The sequence below is a fragment of the Bradyrhizobium sp. 179 genome, from assembly GCF_023073535.1.
Classification (GTDB): Bacteria; Pseudomonadota; Alphaproteobacteria; order Rhizobiales; family Xanthobacteraceae; genus Bradyrhizobium.
The window spans coordinates 1-18,294 of the sequence record NZ_JADPJR010000102.1 but is presented as its reverse complement, the minus strand read 5'-3'; the positions used below and the strand labels follow the sequence as shown (position 1 = coordinate 18,294).

Below are 18,294 nucleotides of genomic sequence, written 5' to 3'. Positions count from 1 at the left end.
TATTCAGTGAGTTTGAGGAAGCGACCGGATTGCAAATCCACGGTCATGCAGTGCTGGAATGAGCTGGGCGAGCGCCGTCACAGTCTGGTCGCGCCGACCAGAGTGAGGGCAGCGTTCCAACTCGTCGGGAGGACACCCGTCGTGCAGGAGCACGATGGCCCCCGGCCGGACCGAGGCCAGCACCGCGGCAACAATCGCCTCGGCGCCAGGACGAGACCAGTCTTGCGGGTCGACTGACCAGTGCAGGGCTGCCAGTTCGGCCTTCGCCGACGCGGCGAGGGCCTCCTTGGTCCAAGCCCCATACGGCGCACGCATGTGCCGCACAGAGGCTCGGGGGTAAGCCATTCCGATGACCTTGTTCGTCGTGAGGATCTCGTATTCCACCTCATCCGGCATGCATTTGGATAAATCCGGGTGCGTCATTGTGTGGTTTGCGATTTCGTGCCCTTCTGCAATGATGCGCTGGATCAGCCCCGGCTGACCCGCGGCATATGCACCGATCACGCAGAAGGTGGCGGGGGCCCGATGCTGCGCCAGCACATCCAGGATGGCCGGCGTGCAATGCGGGTTGGGCCCATCATCAAATGTCAGATAGACGCAGTGCTCTCCGCCGAGGTCGGCGTAGTCGCTCCGCGCTTTAGTTTCGTCGTCTGCGGACGTCACAGTTCTGGCCCGTTTCGCTCAATCATCTCACCGGCCGGCCATTCGCTCATTGGCCTTGCAATCGGCAGAACCAGGACGACCACGTCCTCCACGCGCGTGGGAGGCACAGTGAGATAGATATCCGGACGAGTGGACCGGACACGGAGCCCTGGCAAAACAGTCGCCAATCCCTGTCGCCCGAGCAGCCTGGTAATATGTTTCTGCAGGGCGGATCGGACCGTGCCAAAGCCGAACGGCACCCCAAGATCTCGCAATACGGGATACATCACGCGGATGGAGTGGCTGATGCCGAGCCCCTCGAGATCCGGGCGTACCCCGTACAATCCGAGTTCAGCCACAAGCAGATCGATCTCACCAACTTTTATGAAGCGGCGCAGTGCGCCGACGTGAATCGCGACGCCACGATCATCGTAGCCGATTGCCCGAATCTCAGGCCTTGCGCCGGCCCAGCTTCGATGATCTTCAAAGGGCTTTGCATTGAATGCCCCGGTCGGACCATAGGTCTTCCGGAAGAAGTCGGACAATTCAATATGGTCAGCAAGTTGAAGCTCATTCTCCCAGCACAGCCTCCAACGAACTGGAGGGCGCGCCGAAACACCTCGTGTGGATTCGGGCGCGATCATTTTCATAGAGAGTAATTCCTATTCATTATCTGGCTCCTGACGCAGGCCAGCAGTTCGCTACGCTCGAAAGGCTTGCTCAAGAACTGGAGTCCAGCTTGCAGGACTCGCCTCAAGTCGTCTTCGGAGTTGTCTGTGAGCAGAACGGTGGGAATCGCGCCTCCGGATGCAGCCAGATGATGGAAAAGCTCAAAGCCACTCATCACGCTCGGCTGCATGTCCGCGATCAAGCACGACGTGATCAAACGGCGGCCCGATTTCAAGAATTCGTCTGCGCTCTCGAAGGGTTCAGGTACGTAACCCGCAGAAAACACCATGTCTGTCAGAGCTTCACGCACTGACCGATCTGCATTCACAATGGACACGACGTCGAGCGTGTGCGCAACTCGCATGAGGTTCGCCAGGGACGCCTTCGCTTGCATGTTCCGCACGATTTCTCCGCAGCAAGGACGCAACCGGATGCGACCAAAACACATTTGGCACCCGCAACCGAAGGGGTTCAACTGGAGGGAAATCTACGGCCAGGTTGAGCGTTCGCTCAATTCTACGGCGGTACACGGCCGGTATAGAATGGGTTGGCGAAGCCATACGATGGTTTGCTCGTCCTATACGCCCACGCACATTTTCGGATCCCCACCGTGCTAGCTCGCCGAGATATGACTTGCGCAACACGCGCGAAACTGCGACCGCACGGTCCAGATGTCTTGATCGATCCCTGGCGCTGGGCTGAGACGCGCTACGATTTGTAACCATTCTGATAGATCTGACATCTCGCTAAACTATCCTTTGCTATCCTCATTCGGTACAAATGGTAAAATCGATTGTATCGATCGAACACATTCATACCGTGGATCACTCAAGATTATGCGTTTCAAGGGCCTCGATCTGAATCTCCTCGTCGCGTTCGACGCCCTGGTGACGCAAGGCAATCTCACTGCGGCGGCAAGAAGCATCAACCTCAGTCAACCTGCCATGAGTGCTGCCGTCGCGCGGCTTCGCACTTACTTTCGCGATGAGCTATTCACGATGAGGGGCCGGAAGCTTGTCCCAACGCCGCGGGCTCAAGCGCTCGCAGTCCCGATTCGCGAGGCTCTCGCTCACATTCAGCTCTCCATCATTTCTCCGGACGGCTTCGCTCCGTCTCAATCGAATCGGCGATTCAGAATCATCCTGTCCGACTTCATGACTGTCGTGTTTCTTCGACGAATCGTGGACCGCGTCGCGCGGGAAGCTCCGACAATCAATTTCGAGTTGCTGCCGCCCGTAGAGGAACCCGATGAACTTCTCCGGCGCGGTGAAGTCGATTTTCTCATGTATCCGGAGATGTTCATGTCGAGTGCGCATCCCAAGGCGGCACTGTTCGAGGACACTTTCGTTTGCGTGGGCTGCCCCATGAACAAGCAGCTGGCGCCGCGACTTACGTTCGAGAAGTACATGTCGATCGGGCACGTGGAAGCCCAGTTCGGGCGCTCCCTGAGGCCCTCCTTCCACGAATGGCTCTTGCTCGAGCATGGTTTCAAGGTACGCACCGAGGTCGCTGTGCAGGGTTTTGGTATGATTCCGCCTATGATATTGGGCACCAACCGCATAGCCAGCATGCCCTCAAGATTGGTCAGCCATTTCGCAAACACGATGCCCCTGCGGGTCATCGAACCTCCGCTGCGACTTCTCACATTCACCGAGGCCGTCCAATGGCCCGCCATTCATAATACTGATCCTGCAAGCATTTGGATGCGCAACATGTTCTTCCAAGAGGCATCCATGATGGTCTCTCCGTCCGAGACCAACCAATGTCACGGATCGTTCTAGGATTGTTCGGCCGTTTGCGACCTACTCTTCGTTAACCAGATCTACGCCAGGCTCGAAGCTCCGGTCCTCGCTGGTGTTCGGATTGGCGCGCTGATCGGGTCGGCGGCGCTATTGATTTCGCCGTGGCGTGACGATTTTGCGCGTCATACAGCTCGTTCGGCGGCGCTCCGCAATGACTTTCCGCGGATCCGACGGGCTGCATCGCACTGTTCTACATGAGCTGAGCTCAGAGCTCGCGAAATGATCCGGCCGGTCAGATAAACGAGATCCGGCCTCGGCACTAAGATCTCTTGAATCGTACACCGCGTCAGGTTGTAGCCCAAGACCTGCGATCGAGGCTGCAAACGTGGACACTGGCAGCGCACCCGCACCGCTCTTCGCCTGCCGGTGGGCATTCTCCTTGCGGTCTACTGTCCCGGCGATCGCAGCAGTAATGCCGAAGCATGTCAGTAGCTAGACGCCTCTTCGCGGGCCGCCCCACAGGGTTGACCTTTCGGATCTCGCGACAGTCGTGTTCTTTTCGAAAGTGTCGTGGCGCGTGGCGCGCGGGATGCCGCCGTTAGCCCCGAGTTGCGGCCCCTCACCGCTGTCCCCGAAGAGCTACTTCGGTGCGGTAACATGATTTGCCTATCTTACCAAAAGCATCTATGTCCAGCGCTCGCAGACCAAAATCGATACTGTTCGAGGATGAAAGTGAGTGAGCTTCTGGACGAGCAAGCCATTACCCGCGACAGCTGGACTGTGCTGCCCAACACTGATCCGGCTCACGTCTGGATATGCGAGTTATTGCTGTAGGAGCTATGGCACGTCATTGTTTTCCCGGCGCGGCCGCGCGGCGCCCGGTGCCTGCTGACCCGTTTTGAGCGCCTCCAGGTCCAACGGATATCGGAGCGAGCCTTCGAGGCTCGGTCCTCAATCGCGAGTAACCTTTCGCCAGCCGCGCGAGGTGCGCTTGCGTTGAGATACATGCCGGGAATGGTTTTGCGGCCCGCCTTCTCTCATTCTACCGACGCTTTGCGTCGCGGACTTGCGCCGTTGAAGAGCAGCCATCATCTTGTGGCATTCCAAAACCCGATGTTGCCATGCGCGAACAACGCCTTCGCGCCCACAAAGCCATCTCAACAGGACTAGCAGCGTGTCGAAAATGCTCTTAGGCGCCGAGCGGGCGGCCGCGCCACGATGTGGTGGTACGACTAATCTGCGTTGATTGACCAGCCAACGCCGGCTCGACGATAGACATCACAGCAAGAATTCGACCGAAAGAGGCCCATCTGATCAGATCAGCACTGTGTCTGGGCCGCCGTTCGTGAAGCTGTCTCTCGAGAGCAAGCGGGGCTGCATGTATCTGCTTTCGCTTCGCGTGGCGATCAGACAGCAGATGGCCACCGCTGCGCCAGCATCCAGCAGAAATTGCACAGTTTCGGTTAGGGCAGTGTTGGACAAAAGGGAAGCAAACGCCTGTTGCACAACGGCACCACACGAACGTCCTGTCACATTCTTTCGCGCACGTCGCCGCTCCGTCTCCTTTTTGCCCCACCACAGCCAAACGGCTTCGTCACGTGCGGCGCCGGTGCGACAATCAAAGGAGCTTACTGTTGGATAAGCCGAGCGGAGTCTACGATCCGGAGGATCTCGCGAGCTTGGGAAACCTTTTTGATCGAGCAATCGCGTTTTTACCGGCATGCATGCGAACCAGCGAGAATCGCGTGGCGATCGCAAGACTTGTGATGCAACGCGCAGCGAGGGACGAATTGGCGTCGCTGGCGAACTTGATGCTTCACTTGTCTCGGCCGCTTGATCAACTGCATGCGCTCAGTCCTCCCGGGGGTTCGCAGCAAGAGACCATCATCTAGATCATTGAAATAACTTGATTCTCACGTGACGTCAGGTTGTAGGCTTGCAAATTGAGGACCATGACAAACGCCACACCACGACGGCGCCGATGGCGCATTGGAGAACTTGCAGAGGCGACCGGCGTAACGGTACGCACTCTGCATCACTACGAACATACCGGGTTGCTGACGGTCTCGGAACGTACCGATGGCGGTCACCGCATGTACGATCGTGAAAGCCTACAACGCGTCTCTCAGATTCGCGCGCTACGTGAGCTCGGCTTCTCGCTTCCTGAGATCCGCAAAGCCATCGAGGGGCGGACATCTCTCACGGACCTATTGCGCAACCATCTGGAGCGAATTGAAGTTCAAGTCGCGCGGGCGACACTATTACGGGATCGATTGCGCAATATGACGACCCAAGGTGAGACAGAAGTCAGTGTTGACGAGCTGCCGGCCACGTTAGATGCAATGTCGCGGATTGAGGAGCGTACCCCCTCGGCCATCTGCACGTGCGCCTCTAACGCTAGCCGCGAAGATCGGTGGCGCAAGATTCGGGACGAGCTACGTAGCTGCATGGATCGGGGCGAGCCTCCATGCAGTGATCGGGCAAATGCGGTCGCGCGTCAGGCCCGTTCGCTGCTGACTGAGATCGCAGGAGTTGACTCGACTGTCTCGATGATACTTAAGGTGCTGACGCGATTGACCGAACCACACAATCTCGCGGGCTGGGATGCGAGCCTCATGCGATACCTGGATCTCGCTCTCGCCGCGCTGGAGGACCAGCTGGGAAAGAGTTGACGCACGGGGTTGCCCGCGACTCGGTTACTGCAATGTCTCTAAACCCAATGAAGTGATGCTGATCCTTGTCTGACTGAGGATCGTTGGCCCGTAGCAATTCGCTGCGAATCCGCGTTGTCGGCACTCTTTGGGGTTCTTCGCTCTGTGGATTTTGACAATCGCCCTCGACGAGCACCCTTCGAAGTACTTGATTCGCACGTAGCGTCACATTGTACCTTCTAAAAGCATCGACGCAGCAGCGGGGCGACCGACAGAGCGCCGGCTAGGCCGACGGAGACTCCAATGATCGGCATCACTTTCGGAAATTCCCGGTGAGAGCGCTGAGCGAGAACAAGTCGGTGGATGATCGTCTTTGGCCGTTGCCGGCGACTGCACAAACGGCACGCTCTTTACCTTTATGCCGGACCCGACGACGAATGCTGCAGGGGCAACCGTCGTCGCCAAGCTCAAGGGTACGAGCCTATCTGCCGCAGGTTGCACGCTCTAGATGCCGCAGTTCAAGCATAGGCAGGCTCAGTCAAACGGACGGGCACCTTCGATGCCACGCGGGTCGCTGCGGTCCCTACTTCGGGCTCAATCGATACGGCCATTGCCACGTCCAATTCGACTCCAAGGGAGACAATGCCGCTTCTGGGTTCATCGTTTACCGCTGGCGCGACAATACCGTCGAAGCGGTCGCGCAGACCTGACCGCCCGCACCAACACCGCACGGAGCGTTCGAATGATCAACCATCCTCGACATAGCGATTACGCGCTGCTCACGTGCGTCGCAGTCGCCGCAGTCGCAGCATTTCTCGCCCTGGCGGCAATGCTATCAAAGCTGTCGTGCACGCCCGAACGGCCGCCCGAAGAGTACGTTCCCATTCGCCTGGTGCCACTAGAGTGAGCATCACTTCCACATTCGTAAGGCCGACGAACATCGGTGACTTCTTCCCGCTGGTGAAACTGATGCGCACCTCGCTCTCGGGAGTGAGCTGCCAGGACCTCTTTAGGAGGAACGTAGCTTGTGGCAAGATGTCAGTCTTGCGCAGTCTATCTGCGGATTACGCGAGTTCAAGCCAAGCGTTAGCAGCGCTGTTCGGCCGAGTGGACGTGGCGTTGCCTCCCCTCGTGAAACAGGTATTCGCTGGAATAACGCCACGCGCCGCCTGATCCGTGCTGATCGCTGCCGGATTTTGAGACGGGCTCTGATCCGGTGCTGCGCTTAGATCTGAGCCCGCCTATGGCACCCCACCCCTCACATTCATGCACACCTTGCGCTTCCCGGCTCCGAACACAGCGCGCGCATCACATAGGCTCGATGAAGGCCGTCAACTGCTCTCGTCGACAAAAGGGAGAACACCAAATTGGATGCAAAACTACAAACTATGCTTTCCTCGCTCTCGCCGGTGGCTCGCGAATTGGATGCTCTGCCATCCAGGCGACCCACTCTGGATAATACTTGCGTGAAACTGAACACGAATGAGAACCCATTTCCTTTGCCAGCCATTGTGATGCGAAGCGCAATTGCAGCTCTTGAGGCGCAATACCTCTATCCAGAAGACGACAATGTCAGCTTGAGACAAGCGGCCGCAGCGGCCTATGGGATTGCCACTGATCGCGTGATGGCTGGCAATGGATCGTCTGAACTCCTCAGTCTCATTTACAGAGCCTTTCTTGCCCCGGGCGACGGCATCGCAATGATGTCGCCCGGCTTCTCATTCAATCGCAAGCTTGCCATGTTGCAAGGGGCCCGGTTCATTGAAATTCCCTGGTCTGAACCCGACTGCTTGCCGATGGACGAGCTGCTTTTCGGTCCGGCTAAACATGCCAAGTTCATTCTGCTGGCCAATCCGAACAATCCGACCGGAAGCTTTGTTCCGCTCGCTGAGATCGAGCGCCTCGTTATACGATCTGACCGATTGATCGTATTGGACGAAGCTTATGTCGATTTCGCACCTGAGGACGGCCTACGCCTCGTTGAGCGCCATTCGAATCTTTTGGTCTTGCGCACGTTTTCCAAGAGTTATTCCGCCGCTGGCATTCGCGTCGGCTTCGGTTTCGGCCATCCCGAGCTGATTGGGCGGCTTCGCAACATCCAGAATGTTTTCAACATGAATGTGGTCGCTCATGCCGTTGGCATGAGCATCCTTGCGCATCGCGACGCCTACGAGGAGAACCATCGCCACGTAAGGCTTCAGCGTCAGCGCGTAGCGGCCGCCCTCTCGGAATTTGGGTTCTCCGTAACGCCTTCCCACGCGAACTTCCTTCTCGCCCGTGTGCCGGTAGGCCAGGGTGGCAGATGGTGGCAGGCGGCGTTGCAAGACCAGAGCGTCCTCGTTGCCTTCTTTCCGGATGCCGGCCTGCAAGAGTGCATTCGGGTTAGCATCGGTACAACGCGCCAGATGGATGAGTTTCTTGCGGCTGTCGGCCGCATTCTTAAGAAAATGGGATGCCGTGGCTAGTGACCCCTTGCACTCAGGTCACAGATCCCCGTTCGTCATCGATCCGGACCCACACATGATGAAGCTTCGCGACGCAGCCGGAGTCAGTTTTTGTCCGATCGGCGCATTGCGAGCTGTTGAGAACGGCTTCGCAGCATATGCACCGCAGTGCCAGCGAGCGCCTCTTGCACCCCAAGACCCGGAGGACTCCGGTCCTCTCTATAGGAGATAACTGAGTGAGAAACGTTCTTCCCTCAAACCTGACCTGCGGCATCTTTGATCATCTTGACGAGGACGGCCCCGATATCGCGCGGCAATACGCGGACCGCCTCGCGCTGGCGGAGGCCTACGACCGGCTCGGTTTCTATGCCTATCATCTGGCGGAGCATCATTGCACCCCCCATGGACGCGGTCCATCGCCGAACTTGTTTCTGTCAAGCGTCATACAACGCACACGGCGACTTCGCGTTGGTCCATTGGTCATGCTGCTCAACCTCTACCACCCGTTGCGGGCATTCGAGGAGATCTGCATGTTGGATCACCTGAGCAGCGGCAGGGTCGAGGTCGGTCTTGGTCGCGGCTCCCTACCGATCGAACTGAGTTATTTTGGAGTTGGAGCCGATGTTGCCTCAAGCCGTTACGAGGAAGCTTCCCAAATCTTCGTTAACGCGATGAATGGCGGCCCGCTCTCGTACGAAGGGCAACATTTTGCGCTGAGCGACGTTCCTTTGACGCTTTCACCTCATCAGCGTCCTTGTCCCCCGACATGGATTGCTACAAATCGGCCAGAGTCCGCGCATTGGGCGGCGGCGAATGGCGCTAATCTGGCGTGCATGGGGCCCTCTTCTGCCGTTCGCAAGGTAACAGATCGCTACCGCGCTCATCAGAACGCCAAGCATGACGCCAACGGTTCAGCACCATTTCTCGCATTACTTCGCATGATCGTAATTGCCAGCTCTGAAGCAGCCGCCCGCTCCCTCGCCGCGCCAGCCTACGAAACATGGCTCAAGAGCTTTAAGTTCCTATACGAGCTCAATGACATCCCGCCTCCATCCAACCTGCCCCTAACCTTGGATGCCGCAATTGAGAGTGAACTGTGCGTTGTCGGAACGCGCGCTTCGGTGCGCCAAACTCTTCTCGATCATGTGGAAGAGGCAGGCGCCAACTATCTCCTTTGCCAGCTCGCCTTTGGATCTCTGTCACTGGATGCCTGCCTCAGCACAGCAACTGCGATTCACTCCGAGCTCATAGCGGCAGAGCACTGACGGTGACCCAACATCGGTTCCAATAAGTTCGTCCTTGACCAGGCAATAAATGGCAACACCGAGGGCCGTGAGCACCGCAGCCGGATGCATTTGTCAAGCCGCTCTTATGATTCAAATGGCTCTTACGCGCATGAGACCCTTTCGACTACATCACGCTTTGGCGCGCCAGTTCGTCAATTGCATTCCACACAAATCCAAGGTTTGGCTTATAGCCCGGGCGGGCCTGTCGTGACGCGGTCCTGGCAGCGCTCCGACCAGACGGAGGAGATCGCGCGTAAGCTCGAGATCGTGCTGGCGGAGTTGGCTTCGCTGCGCATTCTGCTGGCTGCGCACGGAATTAGCACCCCTCCACCTCTGCATGAGGACTACCTCACTGTTCAGCGATTCGCAGCGATGAACCACATAAGCCCCGAAGGCGTGCTCTCTCGGATCCGCCGCGGCAAGTTGCGCGCGGAGAAGCGCGGTGGCCGCTGGTGGGTGAAATGCACGGTTTGCACAGCATGGCCGTGCAGTGGCGAGGACAATAAGACAGACGAAATGAACCAATCCGAGATCGGGAATCCAGGACATGGAAATGATCTGCGCGTTTAAGTCGCTAACTTTTTTGAGCTCGACCGGACAGCCGGTGGAGACTCGAGAGATCGATCGAGGTCGACGTGGCGCACGACCAACACACCATCGCCAAATCGGAAGGCTCGATCTCGATGCACCCACGCAATCACAAAACGGGTGGGCGCCCCGAGCACCGGGATATCGGATGACCACCTTTGCGTGACCGGGATCACTCATTCAATTCGGCCTCGTCAACAGAGCGATCCGAGTGAGAAAGCGGAAGAGCACGGATGCGTGGCAGAAGTCCAACTCCGATGCAGCTGCATGCATTGCGGCAAATGGACAGCGGCGCACACCCTCGATGTCAGTTTTGCACGTGAGCCGCCGCACGCTACCGTGTTACGGCCTAGAGCACAGGAAAGATAAATGCCTTGCTCGCAAATCGCACAGTTTGTGAGTTCCCCTGAGCATATCTTGAACGTCCGTCTCACGCCCGCTGGGGCGTAGCAGGGGACATGTATCCCAGTCATTCGCCTGTTCAAGGTCGCCTAGCGCGCCGCTGTCAAAGGGGACAGGTCTGATTTCGCTGGGATGGTCGCCAGAGTCTGGCTGGAGAAGGAGATAGCCAATGATGTCACCAAGACTGATATCAGTCCTCGGGTCGATGGCAGCAGTCGAGCGCATGTTTTGGAAACTTCGAGAACTGATCGATGGCGATAGGTCGATCTCACCTGAAGTTCGAGAGACGCTTCATGTAATACTAGATGCAAAGCTTCTTTCCGCAAAAGATAAGATTATGAGCGACGCGCGCGCTGCGATTGACGCAACTCCTGGTTCGCCTCAGGCGGTCCGCGATCGAGCATACAGGTCGCTCGACTTTGCAATGAAAATGTTCATGACCAGAACCGCGCCGCCCTAAGGACCTCTTAAGGAAGTCGGTATCTGCAGCGCTCATCCCAAGATGCATTGATCCATGCCCCGCTCCAGCGAGCCCTTGCCCGGACACTTTTCTGTGCAGCGTTGGTTAGCCGAGCGGCTTCGATTGAGCTCCTGAGCAGCTATGAAGCTGATGGGAATGGAGCAAGCTTGGGTGCGCAGCTGCCGAAATGCTGCAGGCTGTTTTTCTCGAGCATCCCGAAGCAGGCTTCTCTGCCCACCTTTAATGGTCCGCGCGCGACGATCAAGGACGCGTTGACGGCGCTGTGGGAGGCGTCGGATCGGGTGGTGCGGCAAGTGGCTCAAGATGATGATGCCGACCTTGCTGCCTGCCCTTGAGCAACATGGCCGATTGCAGCTCGGCCAGTCGGACCGTGATCGTGTTCTGGCTATCAGCGCCGCCACCATCCATCGCCTGCTCGTCGATGTGAAGATCGCGGCGAGCGGCTGCAGGCGGCGCCGTGCCGAATTTTATTCGGCAATCCGGCGCGAGGTCCCGATCCGCACGTTCAATGACTGGAACAGCCTGGTGCCCGGCTTCTGCGAGGTCGACATGGTCGCCCATGGCGGCACGTCGGTGGCTGGCTCGTTCATCCAAACCCTCACGATGCTCGATGTTGCCAACGGCTGGACGGAGTGCCTGCCGTTGCTGACGCGGGAAGGTTCGCTGGTCGTCGAGGCGATCAACCGCGCACAGAGCCTGTTCCCCTGGCTGTTGCGCGGCGTGGACTTTGACAACGACAGCGCCTTCATGAACGATGTCGTCGTGCCATGGTGTCGCGAACAGAAGATCGAAGTCACTCGCTCGCGCGCCTATAAGAAGAACGACCAAGCGTTTGTCGAGCAGAAAATGGTGCCGTCGTCCGCCGCCTGATGGGCTATGGCCGCTTCGATGGCGTCGAGACGGCGCGTATGATGGGGCGCCTCTATGCGGCGGCACGGCTCTACATCAACTTCTTCAGCCGTCATTCAAGCTGAAGGAGAAGCGTAGCGAAAGTGCGGTCCTTTCGACGTCACACTCCCGTCATCGGTGGTTGACTAGTTGGTCGGCGCGAGGCGGCGGATGCCTGGTTCCTACGACGTGACGCTACGGCGAGCACGATTGCGACAGCATCGACAAGGAGCACCTTTCACTCTCCCGCGGCATCTACGCCGCTTCGATGCCCGTGGCTATCTGCACTGGGCGAGAAGAGAGATCCAGAGTGATCGCACGACTTCGACTTTCATCTCGCGCAGGATCAGCACCGCATGACCGTGACAAATGCTTCCTGGCCGAGTTCGATTCACCTGAACTCGCCTACCTAAACTGAGAGGTTTCGAAGGTGAGGCTTCCCTCCTAGAACTCGATCCGCGATAGTCAGTACAGCGGATGCATCATGAAACCTGACGAGCGCCTAGCCGAGGTCCTTGAGAATAGCGCGTGTTTTGATGATGAGGCAGGGGAGGTGTGGGCACAGTGCCTCTCACCCACTGAGCGGCTGGCGTATATTCGCAAGCATCGCTCTCACTTCCGTTTCGCAGATTACGATGAAGTGACAGCTGTTGTACGGGGTCGGCGCTTCACCGGTTGCTCATCGCAACTCCTTCGATGGCGTCACAGGATCAGAGCAAGAGCGTTGCAAAGCGCTTTGCTCTTTTCGGTTGCGGTGTGGCTGGGCGTCATGTGGCTTGCGGTGCGCTTCATCCGCTGAGATCAGCAGCCCGCTTTTCGCCCACGCTTGCGCAATCTACGTTCGCACGCGAAGGAGCATAGCGAGGCAGTTGAAGATGATCCGCAACGCCGCAACCTGACGCAGGGTTCGGTTCAAGCATTCCTTTCGGCCCAAATGTTGCGATGCAGCTACAGCTATTCGCGCGGATGTTGTTAAGACGCGCGAGGCTCGGGGCACTCAAGACATGAGAGTAGAAATGAAGAACTTGTTGCTTGCGACTGTAAGCATTGTGGCGCTTGGCGCGGTGGCGCCCGCATTCGGTGCGGATCTGGCTGCGCAGCCTGTCCAGCCTCTCTATACCAAAGCTCCGCAGCCTGTTGCGGCTACGATCTACGACTGGAGCGGCTACTACGTCGGTATGAACGGCGGCTTCGGCTCAAGCTCGAATTGCTGGGACTTCAATGGCGGCACGCCTGAGGGCTGCCATGATGCGACCGGCGCTACTGTGGGTGGCCAGATCGGCTATCGAAGGCAGATGGGCCAGATCGTGCTTGGTGTTGAAGGCCAGGGGAACTGGGCTGATTTGACCGGCTCGAATGACAGCGTCGCGTTTGCGGATATCAACAAGACCAAGATTGATGCGTTCGGCGTGGTAACGGGGCAGTTCGGTTATGCCATGGACAACGTATTATTTTACGCCAAAGCTGGTGCCGCAGTGACGAGCAATACCTATCAGATTAGCCCGACCCTCACGGGCGCGCAGCTTGGGAAGAGCGACCACATTTTTTGGGGTGGTGCATTGGGAGCTGGGATTGAGTACGGTTTCGCGCCGAACTGGTCGGTCAGTCTCGAGTACGACCACCTGTTCATGCAGCCCGGAGCGGTGCACTTCCCCACGCCCGCAGGCGGAACCGATCGCATCCGCCAGGATCTCGATCTTCTGACTGCACGGCTCAACTATAAGTTCGGCGGCCCGTTTCTTCTGAAATATTGATCCGCAGTACGAACGGCGGAAGCCCCGGCCATGGCCGGGGCTTGTTTTTTGCGAGGGCGGGTCCCAGGCGACTAGGTTGTCGCAATTCAAGCCCAAAAACTGCTCCCATATTGGACGAGTGGCGGCATCCACAACCAACCAGCTTGCGAAGATCACTGTCGCACGCGTGTCATCGATGCGGCGAATGGTGTCCCGTCATGGCCAGTCCACGTCGGATTTAGGCAATCGTGCGAACCTCTCACGCATCGAAGACACAAACAACCCTCGGCGGGATGCGCATCGAGGCTCCCGAAGACGATCGAGATGACAGGCTTGTCAGCTATTCGCGGCAACAGCATCTTCTCCACCTTGGGCTGAACGTCCTCGCTGCTATTGTCATATTGTCACGCTGGTCAGATCGCTCGCTCGTGACTCCGGCATAGCTCGATACGGGGCAGCGGCGCCGAAACGTCAGATAAGACCGAGGCGAATCGCCTTGGCAACGCAGTGGGTACGGCTGTTCGTCTCTAGCTTTCGCATCGCGTTCTTCAGGTGAAAGTTCACGGTATTTTCACTTACTCTCAGGATGACTCCGATTTCCCAGGATGATTTCCCCTCTTCCACCCAGCGGAGGCAATCCTTTTCTCGTTCGGATAGGGCCACTTGGATTGGATATGGCATCTGCCCTCCGATGACGGCGCGATTTCTGCAAATGCATGATGAAACTGCCAAGCCAATGCGTTGAGACGACTGAAGCGATACTCAGGGTCGACATCGTCGAACCTGGATGCAAAGGATGCGACAGATAGTTGTCCAAATGGTCCGAACAGTGGTACGGTTACGCCGTGCTTCAGACCGGCCTCTTTGGCCTCGTTCAACACACGCATTTCGCCGGGTTGCAATTGATGTTTGTGAGCAAGTTGATCCCATAGAAACGGAGCCGACTGCATCGTCGTACGCCGAACCACGGGATCGATGGCATTGTATCGGCGTTCAGCATTGCGCTCGCACCACGCGGAAGGAAAGTTCACTGTCACGGCGGCTGGCAGATACTCTGGCCGGCGGGTCGGCTCCGCGTCCGTCAGCGTCCCGTAAGCGACTTGACTGAAGCCCTGTTCGCTCGAACAGCTCACAAGCAGATTGAACAACACCTCGGGAGATCGACTCTGTTTTGCGCATTCGATGAAGCAAAATAGATCCATTTGGTGCCTCCGCCACCGACTTAGGCAACCGGTGCTGCGTCTTTTGAGTGGATCGATTTGGGCAGGGGCCCTGCGCCACTTCAGCCTCCTCTCTGCGAAGTGCCCGACCGAACGCGACAATCATACTTCTCGTCATGAGCTGCAATCGGCTTGGCTGAGATCGGATAGTTGCTCGATAAAGAACATTGTGCATGCGCTTCTTCGGGAGGAGGCGGACCTGAAGCGTCCAGCAAATGTCGTACCAGCTGAGGCGCCAGGAGCAGTGCCGCAAAAGCACGAGTGCTGGAGAACTGGGGACGCAACGTTCACTGTTAGAATTCGGACATTCGTCGCAAGAGAGACAACCTTGTTCGCGCTAGCTGAAAAATATATGTTGCATCGGCAAGTACGCGAACGATCGTTTACGCGTTGGTCAGCCTCCCGCCCCTGCCCCGGGGGCCAGCCGAGCTAGCTAGGCCGCGCCCGCGTCATAGGGCGCAGAGGCAATTAGACGCAGAAATGGCATGCATCCGCTGCGATACCGGTCTGCCATGGCGGTCGCGCCGTACCGAACGCAACCCTGGAGATCCCCGGTTGCGCGATCGCGTCTTGCCAAGCGCTCGTGTTCAAAAGCACCCGGACATGTTTGGGCGAGCGAATCATCCGAATACGGCAATGGCACCTGCGGCTTAAATGACATTCACCTGACCGCACATCATGGGCGTTCTGTTCACGCACATTGACAGACAGAAGCCGTGCGCATGGTCTTCCTGCACGGGGCTGGTGCTCCACCTCGGAGATGCACGGCCATAAATCCGCTTTACAAATGGTAGATCATCGGTCCGCTCGGCCAACATGCCCAGAACTCGCGACCGTCTGCACTACTGACATCTGCTCGGATTCCAGTTGCCGCGTTTCGGGCGGAGACGAGTTCGGGCGTGATCTCGCGACGATAGTGGCTCGTTGTGCGGTAAGCATAGCACCCCCAAGCGTCGCTTTTATCGGTCTCCTCCGCGCCATCAATACTGCCCTTGAAATCACCCGTCTCTGCTCTCATCCTGGTAAGCAGCGTCGCTCACGCAGTGTTCGCAGGCGGCTTGCAGCGCCTGATGCATGTCCGCAATGAGATCACTCGGCCCCTCGATGCCGGCGTGAATACGAATCAATGGTCCATCAAATGAAACCGTTGCTTCCGTTCGTTGAGGACCATCGACAGGCAGCACAAGGCTTTCGTACCCACCCCACGACAATCCGATTCCAAAAAGGCGCAGTTTCTGGAAGAAAACCGAAAGCTGGGCCTTGGAGATAGGCTTCAGAACGACGCCGAATAGGCCACTTGCACCCAAGAAATCCCGCTTCCAAATATTGTAGCCAGGATGGTTTTGGAGCGCAGGGTGTAGAACCCGGCCCACTGCCGGGTGGTCTTCCAGGCTTTGAGCCAGCTTGAGGCCATTTTCGTAATGCTGCCTCATGCGAACGGCTAGTGTGCGCAGTCCACGAAGAGCTAAATAGATGTCATCTGGCCCAGCAATCTCCCCGAAATGATGAGCGCTTTGCTGCAGGAGCGGCCACGCTTCCTTGTTAGCGGTAGCAATGCCCAGAAGGGCGTCGGAATGACCAACGATATACTTGGTCGCGGCATGGATCGAGATGTCGACGCCATGGAGAAAGGGTTTGAAATAGAGCGGCGTCGCCCAAGTATTGTCCATGAGCACGAGCGCACCCGATTGATGTGCGATCGCGCACAGCGCGGGCAGATCCTGTACCTCAAACGTCATGGACCCCGGGGATTCCAGGTACACAGCTCGCGTTTTTGTCCCAATCTTCGCGAGTAGATCCGAAGGCTGAGTGGGATGGAAGTACTCCACCTTGACCTCAAATCTAGTTAGAACCTGGTTCGCGAACATCCTCACCGGTTCATAGACGTTATCGCAGATCAAAACATGATCCCCGGCCTTCAGGATCCCGAGAAGTGCGTGGGAGCACGCAGAGAGCCCCGAAGGGAACAAGATCGAACGATACCCGCCCTCCAGTTCACAAATGGCAGCCTCGAGAGCACGAGACAACGGTGAGCCGAATCGTCCGTAGTTCGTCACTGGATTCTGCTTGCGCCTATCCCACTCTTCGAGGGTTTCCGAAACGATCGTGGAACCTCGATAGACAGGAACATTGACCATCCCGGCGTGTTTAGCGGGCGCGCGACCGAGATGAGACAATTGCGTGTTGGGCTCTGGCAAGAGTTTATCCCAAGCGATGCGATCCATACCTCTCCTATCTGGGATCGCGTCGCTTAAATGCGCGGCGAATGCCCACTACTATAAATCTGCAACTCGTCTCAGGCGCTACAACTCGAGAACTCTGTATCGTATCCCAACCTTGGAGCAGCTCTCTTCCCAGATCGAAAGCGCTGTCGACCGCACAGTGAGACCGCGCCGGACCGAGCTCCCCGAAAATCGGTGGTCAGCTTCATTCAGCTCTACAGTTGGTCCATCACTACAGCAAAGGGCGGGCCAGACGCGCCGGCTGCGCGCTGCAGGCGGATTAAGCCGGACTGGTCGGATGCCTCGGCCACCAGGCGGATTTCTTGTCGGACAAAAGACGCTGCATGTGGGCTCCTCGCCAAATCGGCTAAATCGGGACGATCTTGATGTGGGTTGACAATTGCACTTCTATGAACTCGCGCGTTGGCGTTTGTTTTTGCAGCTTCCCAATGAAGGCCTAGTTGCTGCACTGCTTATAGCGAAGCGCGGAGCATGATTTGCGCCATTTAAGCCACGTTGCAATCGTTACGCCGCCGTCATGCAAGTTCGTGGTGCAAGAGCATTTCGCAGCCCCACTACGCTGCATGATCACAACTAACAAGAACCGACACCTTGAATCGTACCTAGCGTCAAGTTGTACCAACTAGCGGTTCGATTCTTCGAACCGAGACACATTCCGGGCTCAAGGTGCCGGCGCGGCACATTGAGGATCTGCGAGGCGCGCTTGAGATGATGATGGCAGCTCTTATTGTCCTTTCGATTGTCGCCGCCGGTGGGGCCAGCTACGGCGTCCGCACTCGGCGTTTTCGCAGCCGACGAGAGCGCGCGCGGCTGCATATGGCTACGGCCCGCTCCGCAGAGAGCTGCAGCAGTCACGCGCCGTCGCGCAACTCGCCCGAGCAACCTGCCTGCTGGCAACCAGAACCACATCTTGCGGACCAGAAGCGCTCGACAATAGCCCGCGAGAGCTAAACAATTCACGCGCCTGGGATCTCTTCTCATCTGCAGAATCAGCTGCCGGCCCCCTCGGCAAGGTGCAGCTGATGCGCGAGTTCTTACGTTGTGCTGCGGCGTGTCGCGGCTCCAGAACTACGACAGATGCGTTTCTTCGGCGAGGATGTCCGAGGATCTTTGCGCTGTACGATCGTCGATCCGCTCTCGGAGGCTTAACATTCGGGCTCATCAGCCTCATACTATCAATGATCGTGGCAGACCCCGCTTTTTCAGTGTCAATCGGCGTTCGACTGGGACCCCCTATCGGCATCCAAAAGGGACCCCTTTGATCGGCGTGCTCTGCTGGGAGCGCTCGGGTCGTCGGAGCTGGTC

14 protein-coding genes are annotated in these 18,294 nt (G+C 57.7%); 8 read left to right on the top strand and 6 right to left on the bottom strand.

Features of this window, described 5'->3' with window-relative positions:
* Positions 1-3: 3 nt before the first annotated feature.
* The 3 genes from nodB to IVB12_RS23150 are packed head-to-tail and all read right to left on the bottom strand — an operon-like array spanning position 4 to position 1,705.
* Positions 4-663, bottom strand: coding sequence for a chitooligosaccharide deacetylase NodB (nodB, locus tag IVB12_RS23160; protein WP_247302387.1), 660 nt, complete (start codon positions 661-663; stop codon positions 4-6).
* Positions 660-1,292, bottom strand: a complete 633-nt coding sequence (locus IVB12_RS23155) for a NodA family N-acyltransferase (RefSeq protein WP_247302377.1) — start codon at positions 1,290-1,292, stop codon at positions 660-662. Before IVB12_RS23155 ends, nodB begins: the two co-directional genes overlap by 4 nt.
* A complete protein-coding gene (locus IVB12_RS23150) occupies positions 1,289-1,705 on the bottom strand; it encodes a response regulator (protein WP_247302585.1) in 417 nt (138 codons plus the stop codon). The genes IVB12_RS23155 and IVB12_RS23150 overlap by 4 nt, the downstream gene beginning before the upstream one ends.
* A gap of 442 nt (positions 1,706-2,147) precedes the next feature.
* Between IVB12_RS23150 and IVB12_RS23145 the strand changes: the two genes are divergently transcribed.
* From IVB12_RS23145 to IVB12_RS23110, 8 genes are all read left to right on the top strand, one after another.
* The gene (locus IVB12_RS23145) at positions 2,148-3,092 is read left to right on the top strand and encodes a LysR family transcriptional regulator (protein ID WP_247302375.1); all 945 of its coding nucleotides are present in this window, start codon (positions 2,148-2,150) and stop codon (positions 3,090-3,092) included.
* A gap of 1,913 nt (positions 3,093-5,005) precedes the next feature.
* Positions 5,006-5,725, top strand: coding sequence for a MerR family transcriptional regulator (locus IVB12_RS23140; RefSeq protein WP_247281307.1), 720 nt, complete (start codon positions 5,006-5,008; stop codon positions 5,723-5,725).
* Positions 5,726-7,092: 1,367 nt separating this feature from the next.
* The gene (gene hisC, locus IVB12_RS23135; RefSeq protein WP_247302584.1) at positions 7,093-8,169 is read left to right on the top strand and encodes a histidinol-phosphate transaminase; all 1,077 of its coding nucleotides are present in this window, start codon (positions 7,093-7,095) and stop codon (positions 8,167-8,169) included.
* A 215-nt stretch (positions 8,170-8,384) separates the two neighbouring features.
* Positions 8,385-9,413, top strand: a complete 1,029-nt coding sequence (locus IVB12_RS23130) for an LLM class flavin-dependent oxidoreductase (protein WP_247302372.1) — start codon at positions 8,385-8,387, stop codon at positions 9,411-9,413.
* A 228-nt stretch (positions 9,414-9,641) separates the two neighbouring features.
* On the top strand, positions 9,642-10,004 hold the full coding sequence (locus tag IVB12_RS23125; RefSeq protein WP_247302370.1) for a helix-turn-helix domain-containing protein: 363 nt from the start codon (positions 9,642-9,644) through the stop codon (positions 10,002-10,004).
* Positions 10,005-11,051: 1,047 nt separating this feature from the next.
* On the top strand, positions 11,052-11,240 hold the full coding sequence (locus IVB12_RS23120) for a hypothetical protein (RefSeq protein WP_247302360.1): 189 nt from the start codon (positions 11,052-11,054) through the stop codon (positions 11,238-11,240).
* A complete protein-coding gene (locus IVB12_RS23115) occupies positions 11,209-11,775 on the top strand; it encodes a transposase family protein (RefSeq protein WP_247302358.1) in 567 nt (188 codons plus the stop codon). The genes IVB12_RS23120 and IVB12_RS23115 overlap by 32 nt, the downstream gene beginning before the upstream one ends.
* A 1,034-nt stretch (positions 11,776-12,809) precedes the next feature.
* The gene (locus IVB12_RS23110) at positions 12,810-13,547 is read left to right on the top strand and encodes an outer membrane beta-barrel protein (RefSeq protein ID WP_247302356.1); all 738 of its coding nucleotides are present in this window, start codon (positions 12,810-12,812) and stop codon (positions 13,545-13,547) included.
* Between the two features lie 450 nt (positions 13,548-13,997).
* Here the strand turns inward: IVB12_RS23110 and IVB12_RS23105 are convergent, their stop codons facing one another.
* From IVB12_RS23105 to metC, 3 genes are all read right to left on the bottom strand, one after another.
* Positions 13,998-14,207, bottom strand: a complete 210-nt coding sequence (locus IVB12_RS23105) for a helix-turn-helix domain-containing protein (RefSeq protein WP_247281301.1) — start codon at positions 14,205-14,207, stop codon at positions 13,998-14,000.
* Positions 14,108-14,728 (bottom strand): autoinducer binding domain-containing protein, encoded by a 621-nt coding sequence (locus IVB12_RS23100; protein ID WP_247302354.1) that lies wholly within the window; start codon positions 14,726-14,728, stop codon positions 14,108-14,110. The genes IVB12_RS23105 and IVB12_RS23100 overlap by 100 nt, the downstream gene beginning before the upstream one ends.
* Positions 14,729-15,744: 1,016 nt before the next feature.
* Positions 15,745-16,971, bottom strand: a complete 1,227-nt coding sequence (gene metC / locus IVB12_RS23095) for a cystathionine beta-lyase (protein WP_247281299.1) — start codon at positions 16,969-16,971, stop codon at positions 15,745-15,747.
* Between the last annotated feature and the right edge of the window lie 1,323 nt (positions 16,972-18,294).

Bases quoted from the DNA above. Each gene is read 5' to 3' on its own strand.
- IVB12_RS23155 (WP_247302377.1), bottom strand. From the start codon at position 1,292: ATGAAAATGATCGCGCCCGAATCCACACGAGGTGTTTCGGCGCGCCCT.
- IVB12_RS23150 (WP_247302585.1), bottom strand. From the start codon at position 1,705: ATGCAAGCGAAGGCGTCCCTGGCGAACCTCATGCGAGTTGCGCACACG.
- IVB12_RS23145 (WP_247302375.1), top strand. From the start codon at position 2,148: ATGCGTTTCAAGGGCCTCGATCTGAATCTCCTCGTCGCGTTCGACGCC.
- IVB12_RS23140 (WP_247281307.1), top strand. From the start codon at position 5,006: ATGACAAACGCCACACCACGACGGCGCCGATGGCGCATTGGAGAACTT.
- hisC (WP_247302584.1), top strand. From the start codon at position 7,093: ATGCTTTCCTCGCTCTCGCCGGTGGCTCGCGAATTGGATGCTCTGCCA.
- IVB12_RS23115 (WP_247302358.1), top strand. From the start codon at position 11,209: ATGATGATGCCGACCTTGCTGCCTGCCCTTGAGCAACATGGCCGATTG.
- IVB12_RS23110 (WP_247302356.1), top strand. From the start codon at position 12,810: ATGAAGAACTTGTTGCTTGCGACTGTAAGCATTGTGGCGCTTGGCGCG.
- IVB12_RS23105 (WP_247281301.1), bottom strand. From the start codon at position 14,207: ATGCCATATCCAATCCAAGTGGCCCTATCCGAACGAGAAAAGGATTGC.
- IVB12_RS23100 (WP_247302354.1), bottom strand. From the start codon at position 14,728: ATGGATCTATTTTGCTTCATCGAATGCGCAAAACAGAGTCGATCTCCC.
- metC (WP_247281299.1), bottom strand. From the start codon at position 16,971: ATGGATCGCATCGCTTGGGATAAACTCTTGCCAGAGCCCAACACGCAA.